We start from the raw sequence: 15,201 nt of genomic DNA, 5'->3' as shown, positions 1-15,201 counted from the left end.
TACGTCTCAGCCCTTCTTCTTGCGCTGCCCCTTGCCAGACCGGGGGCGAAAATCGACGAGCAGGGATTTCAGTTCGAGTTCGCGTACGCGCCGGGCTGCTTCGTCCGGGCTCACCCAGTCCAGCACGCGCTGGCCGACTTCCCGGAATTGCTCTTGGGTGTGCGCCACCTCGATCTGAAAGATATCGACGATGCAGGGAACGACGTCGCCGTCATCGAGCTCCTTGAGATAGGTATAGCGGCCGACCGGCTGCTTGCTGACGGCTCCGCGCACGCCGGCTTCCTCCCAGGCCTCGGTAGCGGCCGCCTCATGCGGCTTCTTCTTTTTCATCGGCCAGCCCTTGGGAATGATCCAGCGGCGGCTGTCACGCGTGGTGACGACGAGGACTTCGATCTCGGGGTGGTCGGTCTCGGCACCGGGGTTCGTATAGCGGAAGCAGAGCGCGCCATATTGCTGGCGAAAGGCGCCGGAGAATAGCTTCTCCGGCCGTCCTGCAAGCTGCTTCAACAGGGGTCTCGATGGACCGGTGCGAGATTTTGCACCTTTTTTGCTGGATTTCATGACATCAAGCATTGTCAACTTTTACTTTTTCGATCAATTGCCTGCGACGCTTTATGACACATTTATGACAGTCTCCGATGACCGTCGCCCGCACAGGGAAGGATCGCCTGATATGATGAGCGTGTTTCGTAAGATGATGCCGCGGGAGGACCGCTTCTTCGAGATGTTCTGCAGGCATGCGAAAACCGTCGTGGCGGCAGCCGAGGCAATGGAGAAGCTCCTGAAAGGCGAGGCGGTTCAGGAGAATTGCGACCGCATTATCGCCCTGGAGGACGAGGCCGACGAAATCACTCGCGAAGTAATGCTCGCCATCCGCCGCAGCTTCATCACGCCCTTCGATCGTGGCGACATCAAGGATCTGATCCAGTCCATGGACGATGCGATCGACATGATGCACAAGACGGTGAAGATCATACGGCTTTTCGAGCAATCGAGCTTCGATCCGCTGATGCGGGAACTGGGCGGCGAGATCGTCAAGGCTGCCGGCCTGATGCAGCAGGCGATCGGGCTGCTCGACAGGATCGGCGCCAATGCCCATCAGCTGTCGGCGATCGCCGAGGAGATCACGCGGGTCGAGGGCCGTTCTGACGAACTGCATGACGAGGGGCTGAAGGACCTCTATCGCAGGCATGGTGCCAGCGGCAATGCCATGGCCTACATGATCGGCAGCGAGATCTACTCCAACCTGGAAAAGATCGTCGATCGGTTCGAGGACGTGGCCAATGAAATCAGCGGCGTCGTCATCGAGAACGTCTGATGGAAGCCACTCTCTCCCTTCCGCTGCTGATCGGCCTGATCGGTGTGGCCCTGTTCTTCGATTTCCTGAACGGACTGCATGACGCGGCGAATTCGATTGCGACGATCGTTTCCACCCGGGTTCTGAGGCCGCAATATGCCGTCGCCTGGGCGGCCTTCTTCAACTTCATCGCATTTCTGTTTTTCGGCCTGCATGTCGCCGAAACCCTCGGCACCGGCATCATCGATCCCTCAATCGTCTCGCCGCAGGTGATCTTTGCGGCGCTGATGGGGGCGATCGTCTGGAACATCGTCACCTGGCTGTTCGGCATTCCCTCGTCTTCGTCGCATGCGCTGGTCGGCGGACTGGTCGGGGCCGGACTTGCGAAGGTCGGCTTCAGTTCCATCGTCTGGAGTGGCCTCTTGAAGACAGTCGGTGCGATCGTCATGTCGCCGGCAATCGGTTTCCTGCTGGCGCTGTTTTTCGTGCTCGTCGTCTCATGGATGTTCGTGCGCCAGACGCCGTTCGCCGTCGACCGCACCTTCCGTTTCATGCAGTTCGTCTCGGCATCGCTCTATTCGCTCGGTCATGGCGGCAACGATGCGCAGAAGACGATGGGCATCATCGCCGTTCTTCTCTTCAGCCAGGGTCATCTCGGCGGGAGCTTTCATGTGCCGCTCTGGGTCGTCATCTCCTGCCAGTCGGCCATGGCGCTCGGCACGCTCTTCGGCGGCTGGCGGATCGTTCACACGATGGGCTCGAAGATCACGAGGCTCAACCCGATGCAGGGATTTTGCGCCGAAACCGGCGGGGCGCTGACGCTGTTCGGTGCGACGTGGCTCGGCATCCCCGTCTCGACGACGCATACGATCACCGGCGCGATCATCGGCGTCGGCGCGGCGCGGCGTCTTTCGGCCGTGCGCTGGGGTATTGCCGGCAATATCGTCATTGCCTGGATCATCACCATGCCGGCTGCCGCCGCTATCGCCGCCGCCTGCTATGGGATTGCAAACCTGTTTGCCTGAGGGCAAGGGTTTGCTCATGCATCGGATACCCTAATTTTAGGGGTCGCTATTTTCGATTCGGCGTTGTGCTCTATTCTTCATGCAAGGAGAAGGAGACAACGAGCGGACTATGCATCCATCCAGGCATTTATCTGAATTGAACAAGAAAATCCCGGCAAAGGCGGGCGGCCGCTGGGTTGACCAGAGCGGTGCCATCTGCTGCCGCGTCGAGAGGGGCGGAAGGCTGAGCGTGCTGCTGATCAGCAGCCGAGATACCGGACGATGGGTGATCCCCAAGGGTTATCCGGAGCGGAGGGAAAAGCCCTATCGGTGTGCTCAGCGCGAGGCTTTCGAAGAAGCCGGGATCATCGGCAAGGTGAGGAAGAAGCCGCTCGGCTATTACACCTACCTGAAAGATCATGAGACGCCGTTGACGGTTTCGATCCATCTGTTGCGGCTGGCGAGCGAGGCGGCGCATTTCCGCGAATATGCCCAGAGGCAGAAGATCTGGATTTCGCCGGCAGAGGCAGCGCTGCTTGTCGAGGAGCCTGAGCTGCAGGCGCTCTTCCGCTCCATCGACGCGGACAATCCCCTGACATCGCAGGACCGGCTGAAGCCGCGGCGGATCACCGGTCGGCGACCGGTGCATGAGCCGGCGGTGTCGCTCGCCACGTCGCCGGCCTCACACTGACTGCCCCCATTTCTGTGGAATGCCCCATGGAGTGGCGAAGGCCCGGCATACGGGCCTTCGCGCAATAGGCTACCTGGGACTGCCGGTTGCCAGAGGTCCCCAGGAGAGCTCGCGATCCGCGACGGTCGCAAGATCGATCACCACTTCGATACCGGTCCTGATACGCCGCCGCAGGATGTCGGCGCGATCCGAGCTCGTCCCGAGCAGACCTCTCTCGTGGAGCATCTGGAGCCGCGTGCGCGAAAGCCTCAGCTCGGATGCCAGCAGACGGTCGAGGCGTATGCCCGCAGGCAACGGTACCACCAGTTCGATTTCCAGCCGCGTCCAGCCGGCAGTCTCTCGCAGCACCTCTCTCGCAATATCGAATTCCGGGAATTCGTCGATGCGCTGCGATTTGCGTTTCAAGGCATCGAGGTTGAAGCTTTCCGTCCGGATCCATCTGATATCGTTGGATTGCAGCGCTTCCAGAGTGGCCGGATCGATATCGCGGACGTTCTGGCGCTCGAAGAGTGGCCGGTTCCAGGTCTTGTCGCAGGTGAGGCATTTGTAGATGAGCCAGGCATCCAGCTTGCGGCCGTTGGCATTCAGCCTGATCTTGTCACTGGATTGAAAGGCTCTCAATCCGCCGCATCCGCCACAGGCGATCCAGGGCTGGGGGGCGGTTTTCGGCGTAACGGTCCATCGGACCCGTAAAGTATCGCACATAAGTCTTGGTCTTCCGTTCGGAAGTCCACCAAGATGGCGCGAGAGAAATGCCTTGAGGGCGCGGTGTGGCGATGCTTTGGGGTGGCTGAAGAGCAGAGACAGCGGAGCTGCGCTGGCGATCGGAACAATGCCAAACCGGTCTCTTGCCGCCACCCGATGAACGCATTCATACGCCGACAGCTGCCGCCATCAGGTCGTACGGGTGAAACTGGATTGAGACCGGTTCTTACTTAGGCAAAGTCTACCTCGATGCGCCCATGCTCTTCGAGCGCAGGGATAGCAAATGATCCGGCCGAACGGGAGTGTCATACCGCAGTCCACGAGAGGGAACTGTCGTCTGCGGCATTTCTGCAACTTTCTGCCTAAGATCACGCGAGCAGAGCTCTGCCATTGCCCGCCATGACAGCTCAGGCAGGGCGCCGGCCCCGATTTCCGGTTCAGCCGACGCGCTGAAGCTGGATTTCGCGATCGTGCAGAAAGCAGGCCTTGGTGAACAGCCTGAGATCGAGCTGGTTCGGCAGGCGGACATCCTGAAGACGCGGCAGGCTCTTACCGTCGGCCTCGAAGGACCGGTCGATCTGCGAGATGAAGGCCAGCACGATGCCGGTTTCGCGGGCAAAGCTGCGAAGCGCGGTCACCTGTTCAGAAAGGCTCGGTTTGATGCGCTGCTGGTCGAGGATCTGCAGATAGTCGATGACGGCAACCGTGCCTTTGGGCGCGCCCGCGAGATGGCGCATGATGTAATCGGCGCTGATCTCGTCCGAGGTGACGATCTCGATCTTTTCGCCCAGCACGTGGCCTTCGGGCAGGGCATGCAGGCGCTGCAGGGTCTGCGCTTCGGTATATTCGAGCGTGAAGAAGGTCGCCCTTCGGGCCTGCCTGACGGCATCGAGCAGAAGTTGCAGGCCGAGCAGGGTTTTGCCGTGGCCGGGGCGGGCGGCAATCAGCAGCAGATCGCCATCAGCAAGCTGCGACAGCATGGGAGATGCAGTTGACTCATGCTGGGAAGAAAGCAAGCTCCAGGCCGTAAAGCCTTCCTCCTGCGCGATGCGATCGAGCGCCTGATGGAGCGGGATCGTGTCGGTACGCGCCAGCAATTTCGCCCGGCGCTTCAGCTGGTAGATGGGTGCAGACAGTTTCATTCAAACCTCCATTGCGAGCCGGAAACGCAACCCCTCCTTATGCGGTGCTCGAACAGATGGTTCGATGGTGGATTGCCCCGCATGGACGATGCTTTCCCGGATGGAGGGAGGAGGCTTGGGTCGAGCCTTGCCCAAGAGGTAGCGGGCGGCGCGATTCGCGGCAAGCTGGAATGACGGACCGGTTAGGGCTCAGAGCCGGCATCAATCCGTCACACCTGCAATATCCTCCTGAATGAATTTGATCAGCATCAGGCTTGCGCACTGGCTGAGCAGGCGGTCCCGTTCATCGGCGAGATCCTCCTCGAAGCGCCTGCAGAGCCGCTCATAACTCCGCCGGAACGGCGAGGCGGGCAGGTATTTGACCTCCATACGCAGCCGCGTTTCCTGCAATTCCGTCAGATCTGGCACTGTGTGCATGGCCGGCGTCCTCTTATGAGCTATATGCTGACATGGGAGGAATTTCCTTGAAGTCGACCATGCCTGTTACCTGCGAGGTGCGCTACCGCCTCGATCCGAACAAACGCGCCGAATTCGAAGCCTATGCCGAAGTCTGGATGCAGCTCATCGAGCGCTATGGCGGAACACATCACGGATATTTCATGCCGCGCGAAAAGCCCGATGGTGCAGGCTTGAGTTTTCCCGGCGCCGGGGCGGATGGGGCAGGCAATATTGCGATAGCGCTCTTCACCTTTCCGGATGAGGAGACCTATCTCAGCTACCGCGCCAATGTCGCTGCAGATCCCGACAGTATCGCAGCCAACGCGCGCTTCGGCGCCGATCCGCCGTTCAAGAGTTACGAGCGCCTGTTCCTGCGGCCGCTGCCGCGTAGCAAATAGGGCGGAGAGCTCAGTATCCGCCGGCTGAAAGAGATCAGTCTGCAATTCCCGACAGCAAACAGACAGCTTCGTCGCGCTACCCGATTGTCGTCGCCCGCTAGGGGCCGCAGCAAAAGGGTAAAATCATGAAGCTGAAACTGATCGCCGCTCTTACAATCCTGTCGCTCTCGCCGGCCTTGGCGCTCGCGAGCCCAAGCTGCACGAAGGAGCCGAAATCCAAGTGGATGTCCGAGGAGGCCATGAAGGCGAAGATCGAGGCCATGGGCTACAAGATCAAAACCTTCGAGGTCACCGGCAATTGCTACGAGATCTACGGCAAGGACAAGAACGGCGAGCGCGCCGAAGTCTATTTCAATCCGGTTTCCGGCGAGATTGTCCAGAAGGGCGATTGAGCGATGTCCGCCATCTCATTGAAGAAGAAGGAGGAGGAGGGCCAAGAGCCCTCCGAAGCCGCCACGGAGACAATCAGGGTCTGGGACCCGGTCGTCAGGCTGTTTCACTGGACTGTCGTTACGGCCTGCGCGCTCAATCTCTTCATCCTCGAAGAGGGCAAATACTGGCACCGCATCACGGGTTATATCGTGGCTGCGGCAATTGTCATTCGCATCATTTGGGGTTTCGCCGGTACAAAACACGCTCGCTTTTCCGATTTCCTGCCGACGCCGCGCAGGGTGATGGAGCAGATCCTCGATATGATCGACGGCAACGAGAGACGCTATCTTGGTCACAACCCGCTGGCATCGGTTATGATGCTTGCCCTGATGGCATTGCTGGCGGCAACGGCGCTAACCGGCTGGATGACGACGCTGGATGCCTTCTGGGGCGAGAAGTGGCTGGAGAAGCTGCATGGCACCATCGCAAACGGCATCATGGTGCTTGCCCTCATCCATGCGGGTGCGGCCATCGTCGAAAGCTGGAGACACAAGGAAAACCTCGTCTGGTCGATGGTCACGGGTCGAAAGAGGGCATGAGGATACTGCTGATCGAGGATAGTTCCCGGCTTCGCGAGCTGCTTTGCGAAGCCATCCACGATGTCGGCTGGAAGATCGATGCCTTCGCGCTCGCGCAGGAGGGGCGGCTCGCATTGCAGGAAGCGGACTATGACCTGCTGCTTCTCGATCTCGGCCTGCCTGATGAGGACGGGATCGCGTTTCTCAGGTCGCTCAGGGCCGCAAGGATTCAGATGCCGGTTCTGGTGCTGACCGCGCGCAGCGCGATCGACGAACGCATCGCCGGGCTCGATGCCGGCGCGGACGATTATCTCGTAAAGCCGTTTCACAACGGTGAGCTGATCGCCCGCATCCGCGCCCTGACGCGGCGCGCGCCGGCTACCGTCATGCCCGTCCTGGAATTCGCCGCACTTGAATATGATGTGGCCTCGCGCCGGGTGGTCTGTGCGGGTACCGAGATTGCGCTTGCGCCCTCCGAAAAAGGGCTGCTCGAACTTCTGATGCGCAATGGCGGCCAGGTTGTGCCCAAGCCGAAGATCGAGCATGCGTTCTCGGAATTCGGAGATGAGCGCAGCAGCAATGCCGTCGAGCTTGCCGTTTCCCGGCTGCGCAAGAAACTCGAAGGACATCCGACAAAGGTGCTGATCGAGACAGTCAGAGGTGTCGGATACATGATGCGGGAGGCGCGCGCATGAGCGGCCGGTCGCCGACACTGGGCGCGATCCTGGCCCGGCGTATCGCCTTCTTCGCGGTGCTGGCCATGGTGGTGCAGCTCGCCGTGATCTTCTCCGACTATTACTGGAATGTGGGGGAGCTTTCACGGCTCTTCGTAGAGCAGGAGACCGAACGGCTGGCCTCCGGCATCGCAGTGGAGGACGGCGCCGTCCGCTATTGGCTTCCTGAGAGCGTCCAGGGGCGCTACGGGCAGGCGCAGACCGGCTATGTGGCCCGCATCCGCGAGGCCGATGGCGGGTTTGTTTTCCAGTCCTGCGACGCCGCCTGCGAAAGCCGTTTCCTGCCGCCGGACGTGAACCCTCCGGATTTCTGGCTGCGGTCGCTGGAAGCCGGCAAACCGCTGACGCTGGTGGGCGGGCGCGCGTTCACGATCGGCGGACGGCGTTTCCTCGTCGATGTCGCGACGATGGGAGATCCGCAGGATGTCGTATCGGATGTCCTCTGGAATGAGGTGATCGAACATATGATCGTGCCGATGAGCATTCTGCTGGTGCTCGTGCTTGGCGCCACCCTGCTTTCCGTGCGCCAGGCGCTGAAGCCGGTGCGGATCGCGGCCGAAGCGGCCGAACGGATCGACCCGATGGATTCCCGTTCGCATCTGCAATTCCAGGATATGCCGCGGGAGATCGCCCATCTCGCCGAGGCCGTCAACCGGGCCTTCGAACGTGTCGGCGAACTGATGAAATCCCAGAAGATCCTGACATCGGGCATCGCGCACGAGGTGCGCACGCCGCTTGCGGCGATCAAGCTGGAGCTTGGCCATATCGACCATCCGCGGGCGCGCAAGGCGGAGGCGGACCTCGACGATCTCGTGCGCTTCGTCAGCCAGATCACCGCCCTCGCAAGGCTGGATACCTTCGATCACGGCATGTTCGAGGAGGTCGATCTCGTCGAGCTTTCATCCAGCGTCGTGGAACAGCTTGCCCCCTGGGTCTACGAAAACGACCATTCGCTGGAATTCTCCGCGCAGGTCGATGCCGCCATCGTGCAGGGTGTGCCGGCCCTGCTCAAAGATGCCGTGCGCAACCTGATCGAAAATGCCGTGCGCCATACGCCTATCCGTACCGCCATTATCGTGCGTGTTGCCAATGGCCGTATTCGAGTCGAGGATCAGCATCCCGCCGCCGTCAACACTTTTGCCACGCAAAGCGACGGCCTCGGGATCGGCCTCAAGATCGTCGAGCGCATCGCCGCGATTCATCGGGGTTCACTGCGCTGCTCCGGCTCCCAGCGGGGCCACGCCTTCGATCTGGAAATCGGCTCCTGATTTTCCAAACGGGTGGCGTATCCTCATGCTTCGCGCAGCGATGAGGCGGTTCGGCCCCGCAATCCCAATCCCTCTCAGCACTCAAGCGCCGGTGGCGTAACGGACTCGTGGCGCTCCGGCCCGGCATTTCATCCTTGTCACTGATTGGAGATATCCATGATCAAACTAGTCGTCATATCCGGCTGCTCCGGCGGCGGGAAATCCACTCTGCTCGAAGAGCTTTCCCGGCGCGGCTACGCCACCGTCGAGGAGCCCGGACGGCGGATCGTGAAAGAGGAGCTGGCCGGGCAGGGCGCGGCCTTGCCCTGGGTCGATCCGGTGGCATTTGCCAGACGCGCGATCGCGATGGCGCTCGATGATCAGGCGCTGGCAGAGACGCAGGCGGGCTGGACGTTTTTCGATCGCGGTCTGATCGATGCCGCCGCCGCGCTGCAGGCCGCTACCGGAGAAGCGGTGCTGGAGACCCTCCGGGATCGGCATCGTTACTACCAGACGGTGTTTCTGACGCCGCCGTGGCCGGAGATCTATGTCAATGATCCCGAGCGGCGGCATGGTTTCGAGGAGGCGGTTGCCGAATACGAGCGGCTGACTGCGGCCTATCCTGAAATCGGCTATGAACTCGTCATCCTGCCGAAGACAGACGTTGAAACCCGCGCGGATTTTCTGCTGCGCAGGCTGGCGGCTGACAATTTTCTGGGAACCAAGCGCGATCCTTGTCGTTCCTGATGCAACGCGGCAGCCTTGTTCCCTCCCGAAGGTTCGTCGTTCCCAGCGATCGCCGCGTTTATCCTGCAAATGAAGACCCCTCGGTCCTGCTCCCGGGCCGAGGGGTCTTTTATCCGGATCTAAATCTGGTTCCGGGATTATCCGCCTTCCGGTGAAGCTCTGAGATAGCCGATGACGGCGCGTTTGACGCGCAGCGTCAACCCGTTTCTGTCCTCCTCGCCATGCTCGCCGGCGGCATCGATCATGCCCTTGACGATCGCTACCACATCGCGCGCCGCAACATCGATATCGGGTTGCGCCGGCATGTCCGGCCGCAGCAGCGCCTCGCGGGTGAGCTCGAAGAAGCGGCGCTTGACCTGCTCGGTCTCCGCATCGAGCGGCAGGCGCGCTTCTTCATAGTCCAGCAGACGGGCAAGAGCAGGGCGTTCAAGCTGCTGGCGAACGCATGGGGCGATCAGGGCGGAGAGCGCCGCTTCGCCCGTCGATTGATCGGCAGCACTTTCCGCATCTCTGATCAGTGACATGGTCTGGCGCAGGATCAGCGCACCGATCAGCGCATCCTTGCGCGGGAAATACTGATAGAGCGAGCCGACGCTGACTCCGGCTCTTTCGGCCACCGCATTGGTAGAGAAACCCTCATGGCCGCGCTCCTCCAGAATGCGAGCGGCGGCTTCGACGATCACGTTGACCGTCGCAAGCGAGCGGGCCTGTTTGGGCGCTTTTCTGGGCGCGGAGCGGCTTTCGGACATCGCTGAAAACGGGCCTTGAAATGCGAGTAGCGGGAAAGCGAGTTATCGCTCACATTACCGACGTCGGATCAAGCGCACAAGCGATCGGGCAGCACAACGAGGTCGAGTTCATTTGACGCGTCACCGGAGCCGGTGAGGCGCATACGCCTTGGCGTGCCTGCGATCTCCTGAGCCGGAACAGAACGGAGAATGACACATGTCGAACGAGATCAAGACCGCCATCGTCACCGGCGCATCCAGGGGCATCGGTGCGGCGATTGCCAGACGGCTCGCAGCCGATGGCTTCCGGACGGTCGTCAATTATGCGGGAAGCGCTGGGCAGGCCGAAGAGGTGGCCGCGGCCATCGCGGCAGGCGGCGGCAGGGCGCTCGCGCTCCGCGCCGATGTCTCGGACTCAGGGGCGGTTGCCGACCTCTTCCAGCGCACGGAAGCGGAGTTCGGAACCGTCGACGTGCTCGTCAACAATGCCGGCGTCGCCACCTTCGGCCCGCTTTCCGACGTGAGCGACGAAGACTATCAGCGCCTGATCGCCGTCAACCTGACCGGCACTTTCAACGGCATGCGCGAGGGTGCAAGACGGGTGCGCGACGGCGGCCGCATCATCAATCTCTCCACCAGCATCATCGGCCATTATTCGCCGGGTAACGCCGTCTACACGGCGACCAAAGCGGCGGTGGAAGCGATGACGCATATCCTCGCCAAGGAACTCGGCCACCGCGGCGTCACCGTCAATGCCGTGGCGCCCGGGCCTGTCGCGACCGAACTGTTGCTCGCCGGCCGCTCCCTGGAGCTGATCCAGCACCTGACGAACGAAATCCCACTCGGCCGGCTTGGGCAGCCGGAGGATATCGCTCGCATCGTCTCGTTTCTCGCGAGTGCGGAAAGCGGCTGGGTCAATGGGCAGGTGATCAGGGCGAATGGCGGGCGGAATTGAGTTCCTCCGCCGCTTGACACGAAAAACGACGGCGCGCATAAAAACCATATGGGGTTGCGATCACCCCACGAGGCGACATGCCGAAGAATCGCGTCCATGAAACCGAACACCGGAGGACGCGTCATGCCTTCATTTCTCGAAATATCTTCAGACAAATTGAACCGTATGGTCGGCACACCCAATGCGCCTGTCATCGTCGACGTGCGCGTCGACGATGATTTCGCCCGTGATCCGAGGCTCGTGCCGGGCTCGATCCGTAAATCCCATACCAATATCGACGAATGGGCGGCCGGCTTCGCCGGGCCGGTGGTCGTCGTCTGCCAGGCAGGCGGCAAGCTCAGCCATGGGGTCGCCGCCCATATCCGCCATGCGGGCGGCGCTGCGGAGGTGCTGGAAGGCGGCTTCGAAGCGTGGATAGGCTCGGGCGGCGTGGCCGTGCCCGTCGACAGGCTGCCGCCGCGCGACCGGCAGGGACGGACCGTGTGGGTCACACGTGCGCGTCCGAAGATCGACCGCATCGCCTGTCCGTGGCTCATCCGGCGCTTCGTCGATCCCGCCGCGGTTTTTCTTTTCGTGCCTACGTCAGACGTCTTATTGATTGCCGACCGCTTCGGCGCCGTGCCTTTCGATATCGAAGAGGTCTTCTGGAGCCATCGCGGCGAGCTCTGCACCTTCGATGTAATGGTTGCGGAATTCGGCCTTACGTCGGGGCCGCTGTCGAGGCTCGCAACGATCGTTCGCGGCGCCGATACCGCCCGGCCGGATATTGCCCCCGAAGCCGCCGGGCTGCTGGCGGCCTCGCTCGGCTTGTCACGTATGTTCGTCGACGACCTCAAGCAGCTGGATGCCGGCATGCTGCTCTACGATGCCTTCTACCGCTGGTGCCGCGATGCCACGGACGAAACCCACAACTGGCCTTCCGCGAAGAAGGGGAACTGACGTGAACAGTGCCGTCACCCATGCGGCGCCCGATAGCGGGGCGCCGCCGAACCCACATGGCGTCGCCTTTGGCGAGGCCTTTCGCGTCTGGGTGCGCGTCGCAGCCCTCAGCTTCGGCGGACCGGCTGGGCAGATCGCCGTCATGCACCGCATCGTCGTCGATGAGAAGAGGTGGATTGGCGAGCACCGCTTCCTGCATGCGCTGAACTATTGCATGCTGCTTCCGGGGCCGGAGGCGCAGCAGCTGGCCATCTATATCGGCTGGCTGATGCACCGGACCGCCGGCGGCCTGGTCGCTGGGATCCTGTTCGTGCTTCCGGGTTTCCTATCCATCCTGGCGCTTAGCTATCTCTACGTGACCCTCGGCAGCGTCGATGCCGTCGAAGGCCTGTTCTTCGGTCTGAAGGCGGCGGTGCTTGCCGTCGTCATTCAGGCGGTCGTCAGGGTCGGCGGCCGTGCGCTGAAGAACAGGGCGATGATCGGGATCGCGACAGCCGCTTTCCTGGCGATCTTCGTCCTGCATGTGCCTTTTCCCCTCATCATCCTGGCGGCCGCCATCATCGGCTTCTTAGGATCGAAGTCGGGCTCGCGCCTGTTCCAGGTCGGCGGCGGGCATAAGGCAGCCGGCGGCGCGGTTCTGTCCGACGCAGACGCGCTGCTCGGGGAAGACATACCTGATCACGCGCGACCGAACCTCCGCTGGTCGCTGAAGATCTCGTCGGTCCTGCTGGTGCTCTGGCTGCTGCCGCTTCTGCTGCTCTATCTCTTCCTCGGCCCCGGCGATATCTTCACGCAGATCGGGGTTTTCTTCAGCAAGATGGCGATGGTGACATTCGGCGGCGCTTACGCCGTGCTTGCCTATGTCGCGCAGGAAGCCGTCCAGCGCTTCGGATGGCTGACGCCCACCGAGATGCTCGATGGTCTGGGCATGGCGGAAACGACGCCCGGGCCGCTGATCATGGTTCTCCAGTTCGTCGGCTTCATGGGGGCCTATCGCGATCCCGGCAGCCTCGGTCCGATGACGGCAGCCACGCTCGCCGCCATACTGACGACATGGGTAACCTTCGTTCCCTGTTTTCTCTGGATCTTCCTCGGCGCCCCCTTCGTGGAGAAGCTGCGCGGCAACGCCGCGCTGGCAGGCGCGATGTCGGCCATCACGGCGGCCGTCGTCGGCGTCATCCTCAATCTCGCGATCTGGTTCGGCCTGCACTTCCTGTTCCGGAGCGCCGGGGTTTACAGCATCGGATCCATCTCGATCGAGCTGCCCGTCTGGACGTCGCTGTCGCTGCCGTCGCTATTGCTGAGCCTTGCGGCGGCAATCGCGATCTTCCGGTTCAAGCTGGCGGTCATTCCGGTGCTGCTCGGCTGCGCCGTCGCCGGGATGCTCTGGCCGACCTGAGGCATCGCCGCCCTTGCCAGCATCATCGGAAAAACCGATGGCGTCATCGGTTTCTTCCGTTTTTCTTGCAGTCCGTAGCGAGGCATCTGCTCTCCCAGCCAAGAAGGAGATGCAGATGGCTGAGATCAGAATAGAAGGCGCAGAGATTATCATCGTGGGCGGTAGTTCCGGCATGGGGTTGGCGCTGGCGCGACGGCTGCTGGCCGAGGGGGCGCGGGTGACGATTGCCGGGCGCAGTGAGGAGAGGCTTGAAGCGGCGCGGCGGGAACTCGGTGATCCCTCCGATCTTAAGACCGCCACCCTCGATCTTGCGCGGGAGGAGGAGATCGCGGCCTTCTTTCGCGATTGCGGGCCGGTCGATCATATCGTCAGCACGGCGGCGGACATCGAAGGGGCTTACCAGCTTCTGCCGGATCTGCAGCTTTTAGCGGCGCAGCGGGTGGTCGAGAGCAAATTCTACGGGCCGCTGCTGCTTGCCAAATACGGCGCGCCCTGTCTGCCGCCGTCTGGCTCGATCACCTATACGTCAGGCGTCGCGGCCTATCGGCCGGCGGCTCGCGGTTCGGTCGTTGCGGCCGTCAATGCGGCGCTGGAAGGGCTGGTGCGGGCGCTTGCGGTGGAGCTTGCGCCTCTGCGCGTCAACGCGGTGTCGCCGGGATGGGTGGATACGCCGATCTGGAGTTTCGTGGCCGGCGACGCCAAACAGGCGACGCTGGAAGCGATGGCCAAGCGCCTGCCGGTCGGCCGCGTGGGCCGAGCCGAAGATATTGCCGATGCAATCCGCTTCCTGATCGGCAACGGTTTTACCACAGGCGCTATCCTGCACGTCGAAGGCGGGCATCGGCTGGTTTGACCGGCCGAAGTTCCTCTACTGCTGCGGAAAGCAACATGGAGAGCGCAGGCGGCTGCACACGCCGGCGCCGCCATATCAAGATCAGCGAGGCGGTGGGCGTGTCGCCCGGCCAGGGCAATTCCAGGACATCGCCGCGCTCGACGGCCGGGGTGACGGCTAGACGCGGGACAAGACCGTAACCGGCGCCCGATGCAACGAGGCGGATGATCGTCTGGATGCTGTCGGCTTGCGTGACGATAGCGGGTGCGGCAATGCCTACCTCGGCGAAGGCGGTGTCGAACAGGCGGCGATAGACGCAACCGGGTTCCGTGGCGATGAAGGGCAGGCGGCTCAGATCTGCAAGGCTCTCGGGCGGCGTGGCCGTGGAATTGCGGCCTCCAATCAGCATCAGCGGTTCCTGCGAGACGAGACGGGTCGCGAAACGTTCGTCCTGTTCTCCGCGATCGAATGTGAAGGCGATATCGATCGAGCCATCTCTTAGCCGCCCCTGCAATTCACCGCTGCCGGCGACCTTCAGCGTCAGAGCGATATCGGCATGGACCCTGCGAAATCGCGACAGAAAGGGCGCGAGTTTCTCCACCGCAATGGTTTCGAGCGTACCGATCGTCAGAGCCTGTTTCTCAAGACCGGCTGCTGTACGGGTTGCAGTCCTTGCGTCGTCGTTCAGGGCAAGGATTTCTTCGGCATAGGCCCTCAGCGTGTCACCGGCCGGTGTCAGGGTCACGCCCTGCCGGGAGCGTTCGAAAAGCTGAACGCCCAATTCCTCTTCGAGCGCCTGCATCTGGTCGCTGAGGCTCGACTGGGCGAGGTTCGCCTCGCTGGCCGCGCGGGTGAAGTTGCAATGCCTTGCGACCGCAAGGAAGGTTTTCAATTGTCGTGGGTTCATCTCGAGCTCCGTGCGCTCCATGGCAAGGATGGGCGCTCCTATATCAGGCTGCCATGCGCAGAGGGAGTCTCCGGGGGGATCCTCGCGT

The 15,201-nt window shown here is 62.1% G+C and carries 19 protein-coding genes; 13 read left to right on the top strand and 6 right to left on the bottom strand.

What is annotated here, in order from left to right; translation table 11 throughout:
* Positions 1–6 precede the first annotated feature (6 nt).
* Complete coding sequence (locus FHT78_RS00170; RefSeq protein ID WP_183738862.1) at positions 7–561, bottom strand: NUDIX hydrolase; 555 nt, start codon at positions 559–561, stop codon at positions 7–9.
* A gap of 112 nt (positions 562–673) precedes the next feature.
* Here FHT78_RS00170 and FHT78_RS00165 point away from each other — a divergent pair, with 112 nt between their 5' ends.
* From FHT78_RS00165 to FHT78_RS00155, 3 genes are all read left to right on the top strand, one after another.
* Entirely contained in the window at positions 674–1,318 is a 645-nt protein-coding gene (locus tag FHT78_RS00165) for a DUF47 domain-containing protein (RefSeq protein WP_183738859.1), read from the top strand.
* Complete coding sequence (locus FHT78_RS00160; protein ID WP_183738856.1) at positions 1,318–2,322, top strand: inorganic phosphate transporter; 1,005 nt, start codon at positions 1,318–1,320, stop codon at positions 2,320–2,322. Before FHT78_RS00165 ends, FHT78_RS00160 begins: the two co-directional genes overlap by 1 nt.
* A 136-nt stretch (positions 2,323–2,458) precedes the next feature.
* Positions 2,459–2,992: an NUDIX hydrolase gene (locus FHT78_RS00155; RefSeq protein WP_246715013.1), complete on the top strand. Its 534-nt coding sequence runs from the start codon at positions 2,459–2,461 to the stop codon at positions 2,990–2,992.
* Positions 2,993–3,061: 69 nt separating this feature from the next.
* On the opposite strand, the gene FHT78_RS00150 is transcribed toward FHT78_RS00155, so the two are convergent.
* From FHT78_RS00150 to FHT78_RS00140, 3 genes are all read right to left on the bottom strand, one after another.
* Positions 3,062–3,697, bottom strand: coding sequence for a DUF1062 domain-containing protein (locus FHT78_RS00150; protein ID WP_183738851.1), 636 nt, complete (start codon positions 3,695–3,697; stop codon positions 3,062–3,064).
* A 437-nt stretch (positions 3,698–4,134) separates the two neighbouring features.
* Entirely contained in the window at positions 4,135–4,839 is a 705-nt protein-coding gene (locus FHT78_RS00145; RefSeq protein ID WP_183738849.1) for a DNA helicase, read from the bottom strand.
* Between the two features lie 201 nt (positions 4,840–5,040).
* Complete coding sequence (locus FHT78_RS00140) at positions 5,041–5,256, bottom strand: hypothetical protein (RefSeq protein WP_183738846.1); 216 nt, start codon at positions 5,254–5,256, stop codon at positions 5,041–5,043.
* Between the two features lie 47 nt (positions 5,257–5,303).
* Here FHT78_RS00140 and FHT78_RS00135 point away from each other — a divergent pair, with 47 nt between their 5' ends.
* From FHT78_RS00135 to FHT78_RS00110, 6 genes are all read left to right on the top strand, one after another.
* Complete coding sequence (locus FHT78_RS00135; RefSeq protein WP_183738844.1) at positions 5,304–5,675, top strand: NIPSNAP family protein; 372 nt, start codon at positions 5,304–5,306, stop codon at positions 5,673–5,675.
* Positions 5,676–5,800: 125 nt separating this feature from the next.
* The gene (locus tag FHT78_RS00130) at positions 5,801–6,067 is read left to right on the top strand and encodes a PepSY domain-containing protein (RefSeq protein ID WP_183738841.1); all 267 of its coding nucleotides are present in this window, start codon (positions 5,801–5,803) and stop codon (positions 6,065–6,067) included.
* Between the two features lie 3 nt (positions 6,068–6,070).
* Complete coding sequence (locus FHT78_RS00125) at positions 6,071–6,646, top strand: cytochrome b/b6 domain-containing protein (RefSeq protein WP_183738838.1); 576 nt, start codon at positions 6,071–6,073, stop codon at positions 6,644–6,646.
* Entirely contained in the window at positions 6,643–7,320 is a 678-nt protein-coding gene (locus FHT78_RS00120; protein WP_183738834.1) for a response regulator transcription factor, read from the top strand. The genes FHT78_RS00125 and FHT78_RS00120 overlap by 4 nt, the downstream gene beginning before the upstream one ends.
* On the top strand, positions 7,317–8,627 hold the full coding sequence (locus FHT78_RS00115) for an ATP-binding protein (protein WP_183738831.1): 1,311 nt from the start codon (positions 7,317–7,319) through the stop codon (positions 8,625–8,627). The genes FHT78_RS00120 and FHT78_RS00115 overlap by 4 nt, the downstream gene beginning before the upstream one ends.
* 156 nt (positions 8,628–8,783) lie before the next feature.
* Positions 8,784–9,353: an AAA family ATPase gene (locus FHT78_RS00110; RefSeq protein ID WP_183738828.1), complete on the top strand. Its 570-nt coding sequence runs from the start codon at positions 8,784–8,786 to the stop codon at positions 9,351–9,353.
* Positions 9,354–9,490: 137 nt separating this feature from the next.
* On the opposite strand, the gene FHT78_RS00105 is transcribed toward FHT78_RS00110, so the two are convergent.
* Positions 9,491–10,102: a TetR/AcrR family transcriptional regulator gene (locus FHT78_RS00105; RefSeq protein WP_183738825.1), complete on the bottom strand. Its 612-nt coding sequence runs from the start codon at positions 10,100–10,102 to the stop codon at positions 9,491–9,493.
* A gap of 196 nt (positions 10,103–10,298) precedes the next feature.
* On the opposite strand from FHT78_RS00105, the gene FHT78_RS00100 reads away from it, so the two are divergent.
* The 4 genes from FHT78_RS00100 (at position 10,299) to FHT78_RS00085 (ending at position 14,227) form a co-directional block, all read left to right on the top strand.
* Positions 10,299–11,036: an SDR family oxidoreductase gene (locus FHT78_RS00100; RefSeq protein WP_183738821.1), complete on the top strand. Its 738-nt coding sequence runs from the start codon at positions 10,299–10,301 to the stop codon at positions 11,034–11,036.
* Between the two features lie 123 nt (positions 11,037–11,159).
* Positions 11,160–11,975: a sulfurtransferase/chromate resistance protein gene (locus FHT78_RS00095; protein WP_183738818.1), complete on the top strand. Its 816-nt coding sequence runs from the start codon at positions 11,160–11,162 to the stop codon at positions 11,973–11,975.
* A 1-nt stretch (position 11,976) separates the two neighbouring features.
* Complete coding sequence (chrA, locus tag FHT78_RS00090; RefSeq protein ID WP_183738816.1) at positions 11,977–13,374, top strand: chromate efflux transporter; 1,398 nt, start codon at positions 11,977–11,979, stop codon at positions 13,372–13,374.
* 115 nt (positions 13,375–13,489) lie between these two features.
* On the top strand, positions 13,490–14,227 hold the full coding sequence (locus FHT78_RS00085) for an SDR family oxidoreductase (RefSeq protein ID WP_183738813.1): 738 nt from the start codon (positions 13,490–13,492) through the stop codon (positions 14,225–14,227).
* Here the strand turns inward: FHT78_RS00085 and FHT78_RS00080 are convergent.
* Positions 14,190–15,113, bottom strand: coding sequence for a LysR family transcriptional regulator (locus FHT78_RS00080; RefSeq protein WP_183738811.1), 924 nt, complete (start codon positions 15,111–15,113; stop codon positions 14,190–14,192). The two genes, FHT78_RS00085 and FHT78_RS00080, sit on opposite strands and share 38 nt — an antisense overlap.
* Positions 15,114–15,201: the final 88 nt, after the last annotated feature.

The organism is Rhizobium sp. BK196, assembly GCF_014193255.1.
Lineage (GTDB): Bacteria > Pseudomonadota > Alphaproteobacteria > Rhizobiales > Rhizobiaceae > Rhizobium.
This window is presented reverse-complemented; position numbering and strand designations above follow the sequence as displayed.

Coding starts and splice junctions, on each gene's coding strand:
- FHT78_RS00170 (WP_183738862.1), bottom strand. CDS start 561: ATGAAATCCAGCAAAAAAGGTGCAAAATCTCGCACCGGTCCATCGAGA.
- FHT78_RS00165 (WP_183738859.1), top strand. CDS start 674: ATGATGAGCGTGTTTCGTAAGATGATGCCGCGGGAGGACCGCTTCTTC.
- FHT78_RS00160 (WP_183738856.1), top strand. CDS start 1,318: ATGGAAGCCACTCTCTCCCTTCCGCTGCTGATCGGCCTGATCGGTGTG.
- FHT78_RS00150 (WP_183738851.1), bottom strand. CDS start 3,697: ATGTGCGATACTTTACGGGTCCGATGGACCGTTACGCCGAAAACCGCC.
- FHT78_RS00145 (WP_183738849.1), bottom strand. CDS start 4,839: ATGAAACTGTCTGCACCCATCTACCAGCTGAAGCGCCGGGCGAAATTG.
- FHT78_RS00140 (WP_183738846.1), bottom strand. CDS start 5,256: ATGCACACAGTGCCAGATCTGACGGAATTGCAGGAAACGCGGCTGCGT.
- FHT78_RS00130 (WP_183738841.1), top strand. CDS start 5,801: ATGAAGCTGAAACTGATCGCCGCTCTTACAATCCTGTCGCTCTCGCCG.
- FHT78_RS00125 (WP_183738838.1), top strand. CDS start 6,071: ATGTCCGCCATCTCATTGAAGAAGAAGGAGGAGGAGGGCCAAGAGCCC.
- FHT78_RS00120 (WP_183738834.1), top strand. CDS start 6,643: ATGAGGATACTGCTGATCGAGGATAGTTCCCGGCTTCGCGAGCTGCTT.
- FHT78_RS00115 (WP_183738831.1), top strand. CDS start 7,317: ATGAGCGGCCGGTCGCCGACACTGGGCGCGATCCTGGCCCGGCGTATC.
- FHT78_RS00110 (WP_183738828.1), top strand. CDS start 8,784: ATGATCAAACTAGTCGTCATATCCGGCTGCTCCGGCGGCGGGAAATCC.
- FHT78_RS00105 (WP_183738825.1), bottom strand. CDS start 10,102: ATGTCCGAAAGCCGCTCCGCGCCCAGAAAAGCGCCCAAACAGGCCCGC.
- FHT78_RS00100 (WP_183738821.1), top strand. CDS start 10,299: ATGTCGAACGAGATCAAGACCGCCATCGTCACCGGCGCATCCAGGGGC.
- FHT78_RS00095 (WP_183738818.1), top strand. CDS start 11,160: ATGCCTTCATTTCTCGAAATATCTTCAGACAAATTGAACCGTATGGTC.
- FHT78_RS00085 (WP_183738813.1), top strand. CDS start 13,490: ATGGCTGAGATCAGAATAGAAGGCGCAGAGATTATCATCGTGGGCGGT.
- FHT78_RS00080 (WP_183738811.1), bottom strand. CDS start 15,113: ATGAACCCACGACAATTGAAAACCTTCCTTGCGGTCGCAAGGCATTGC.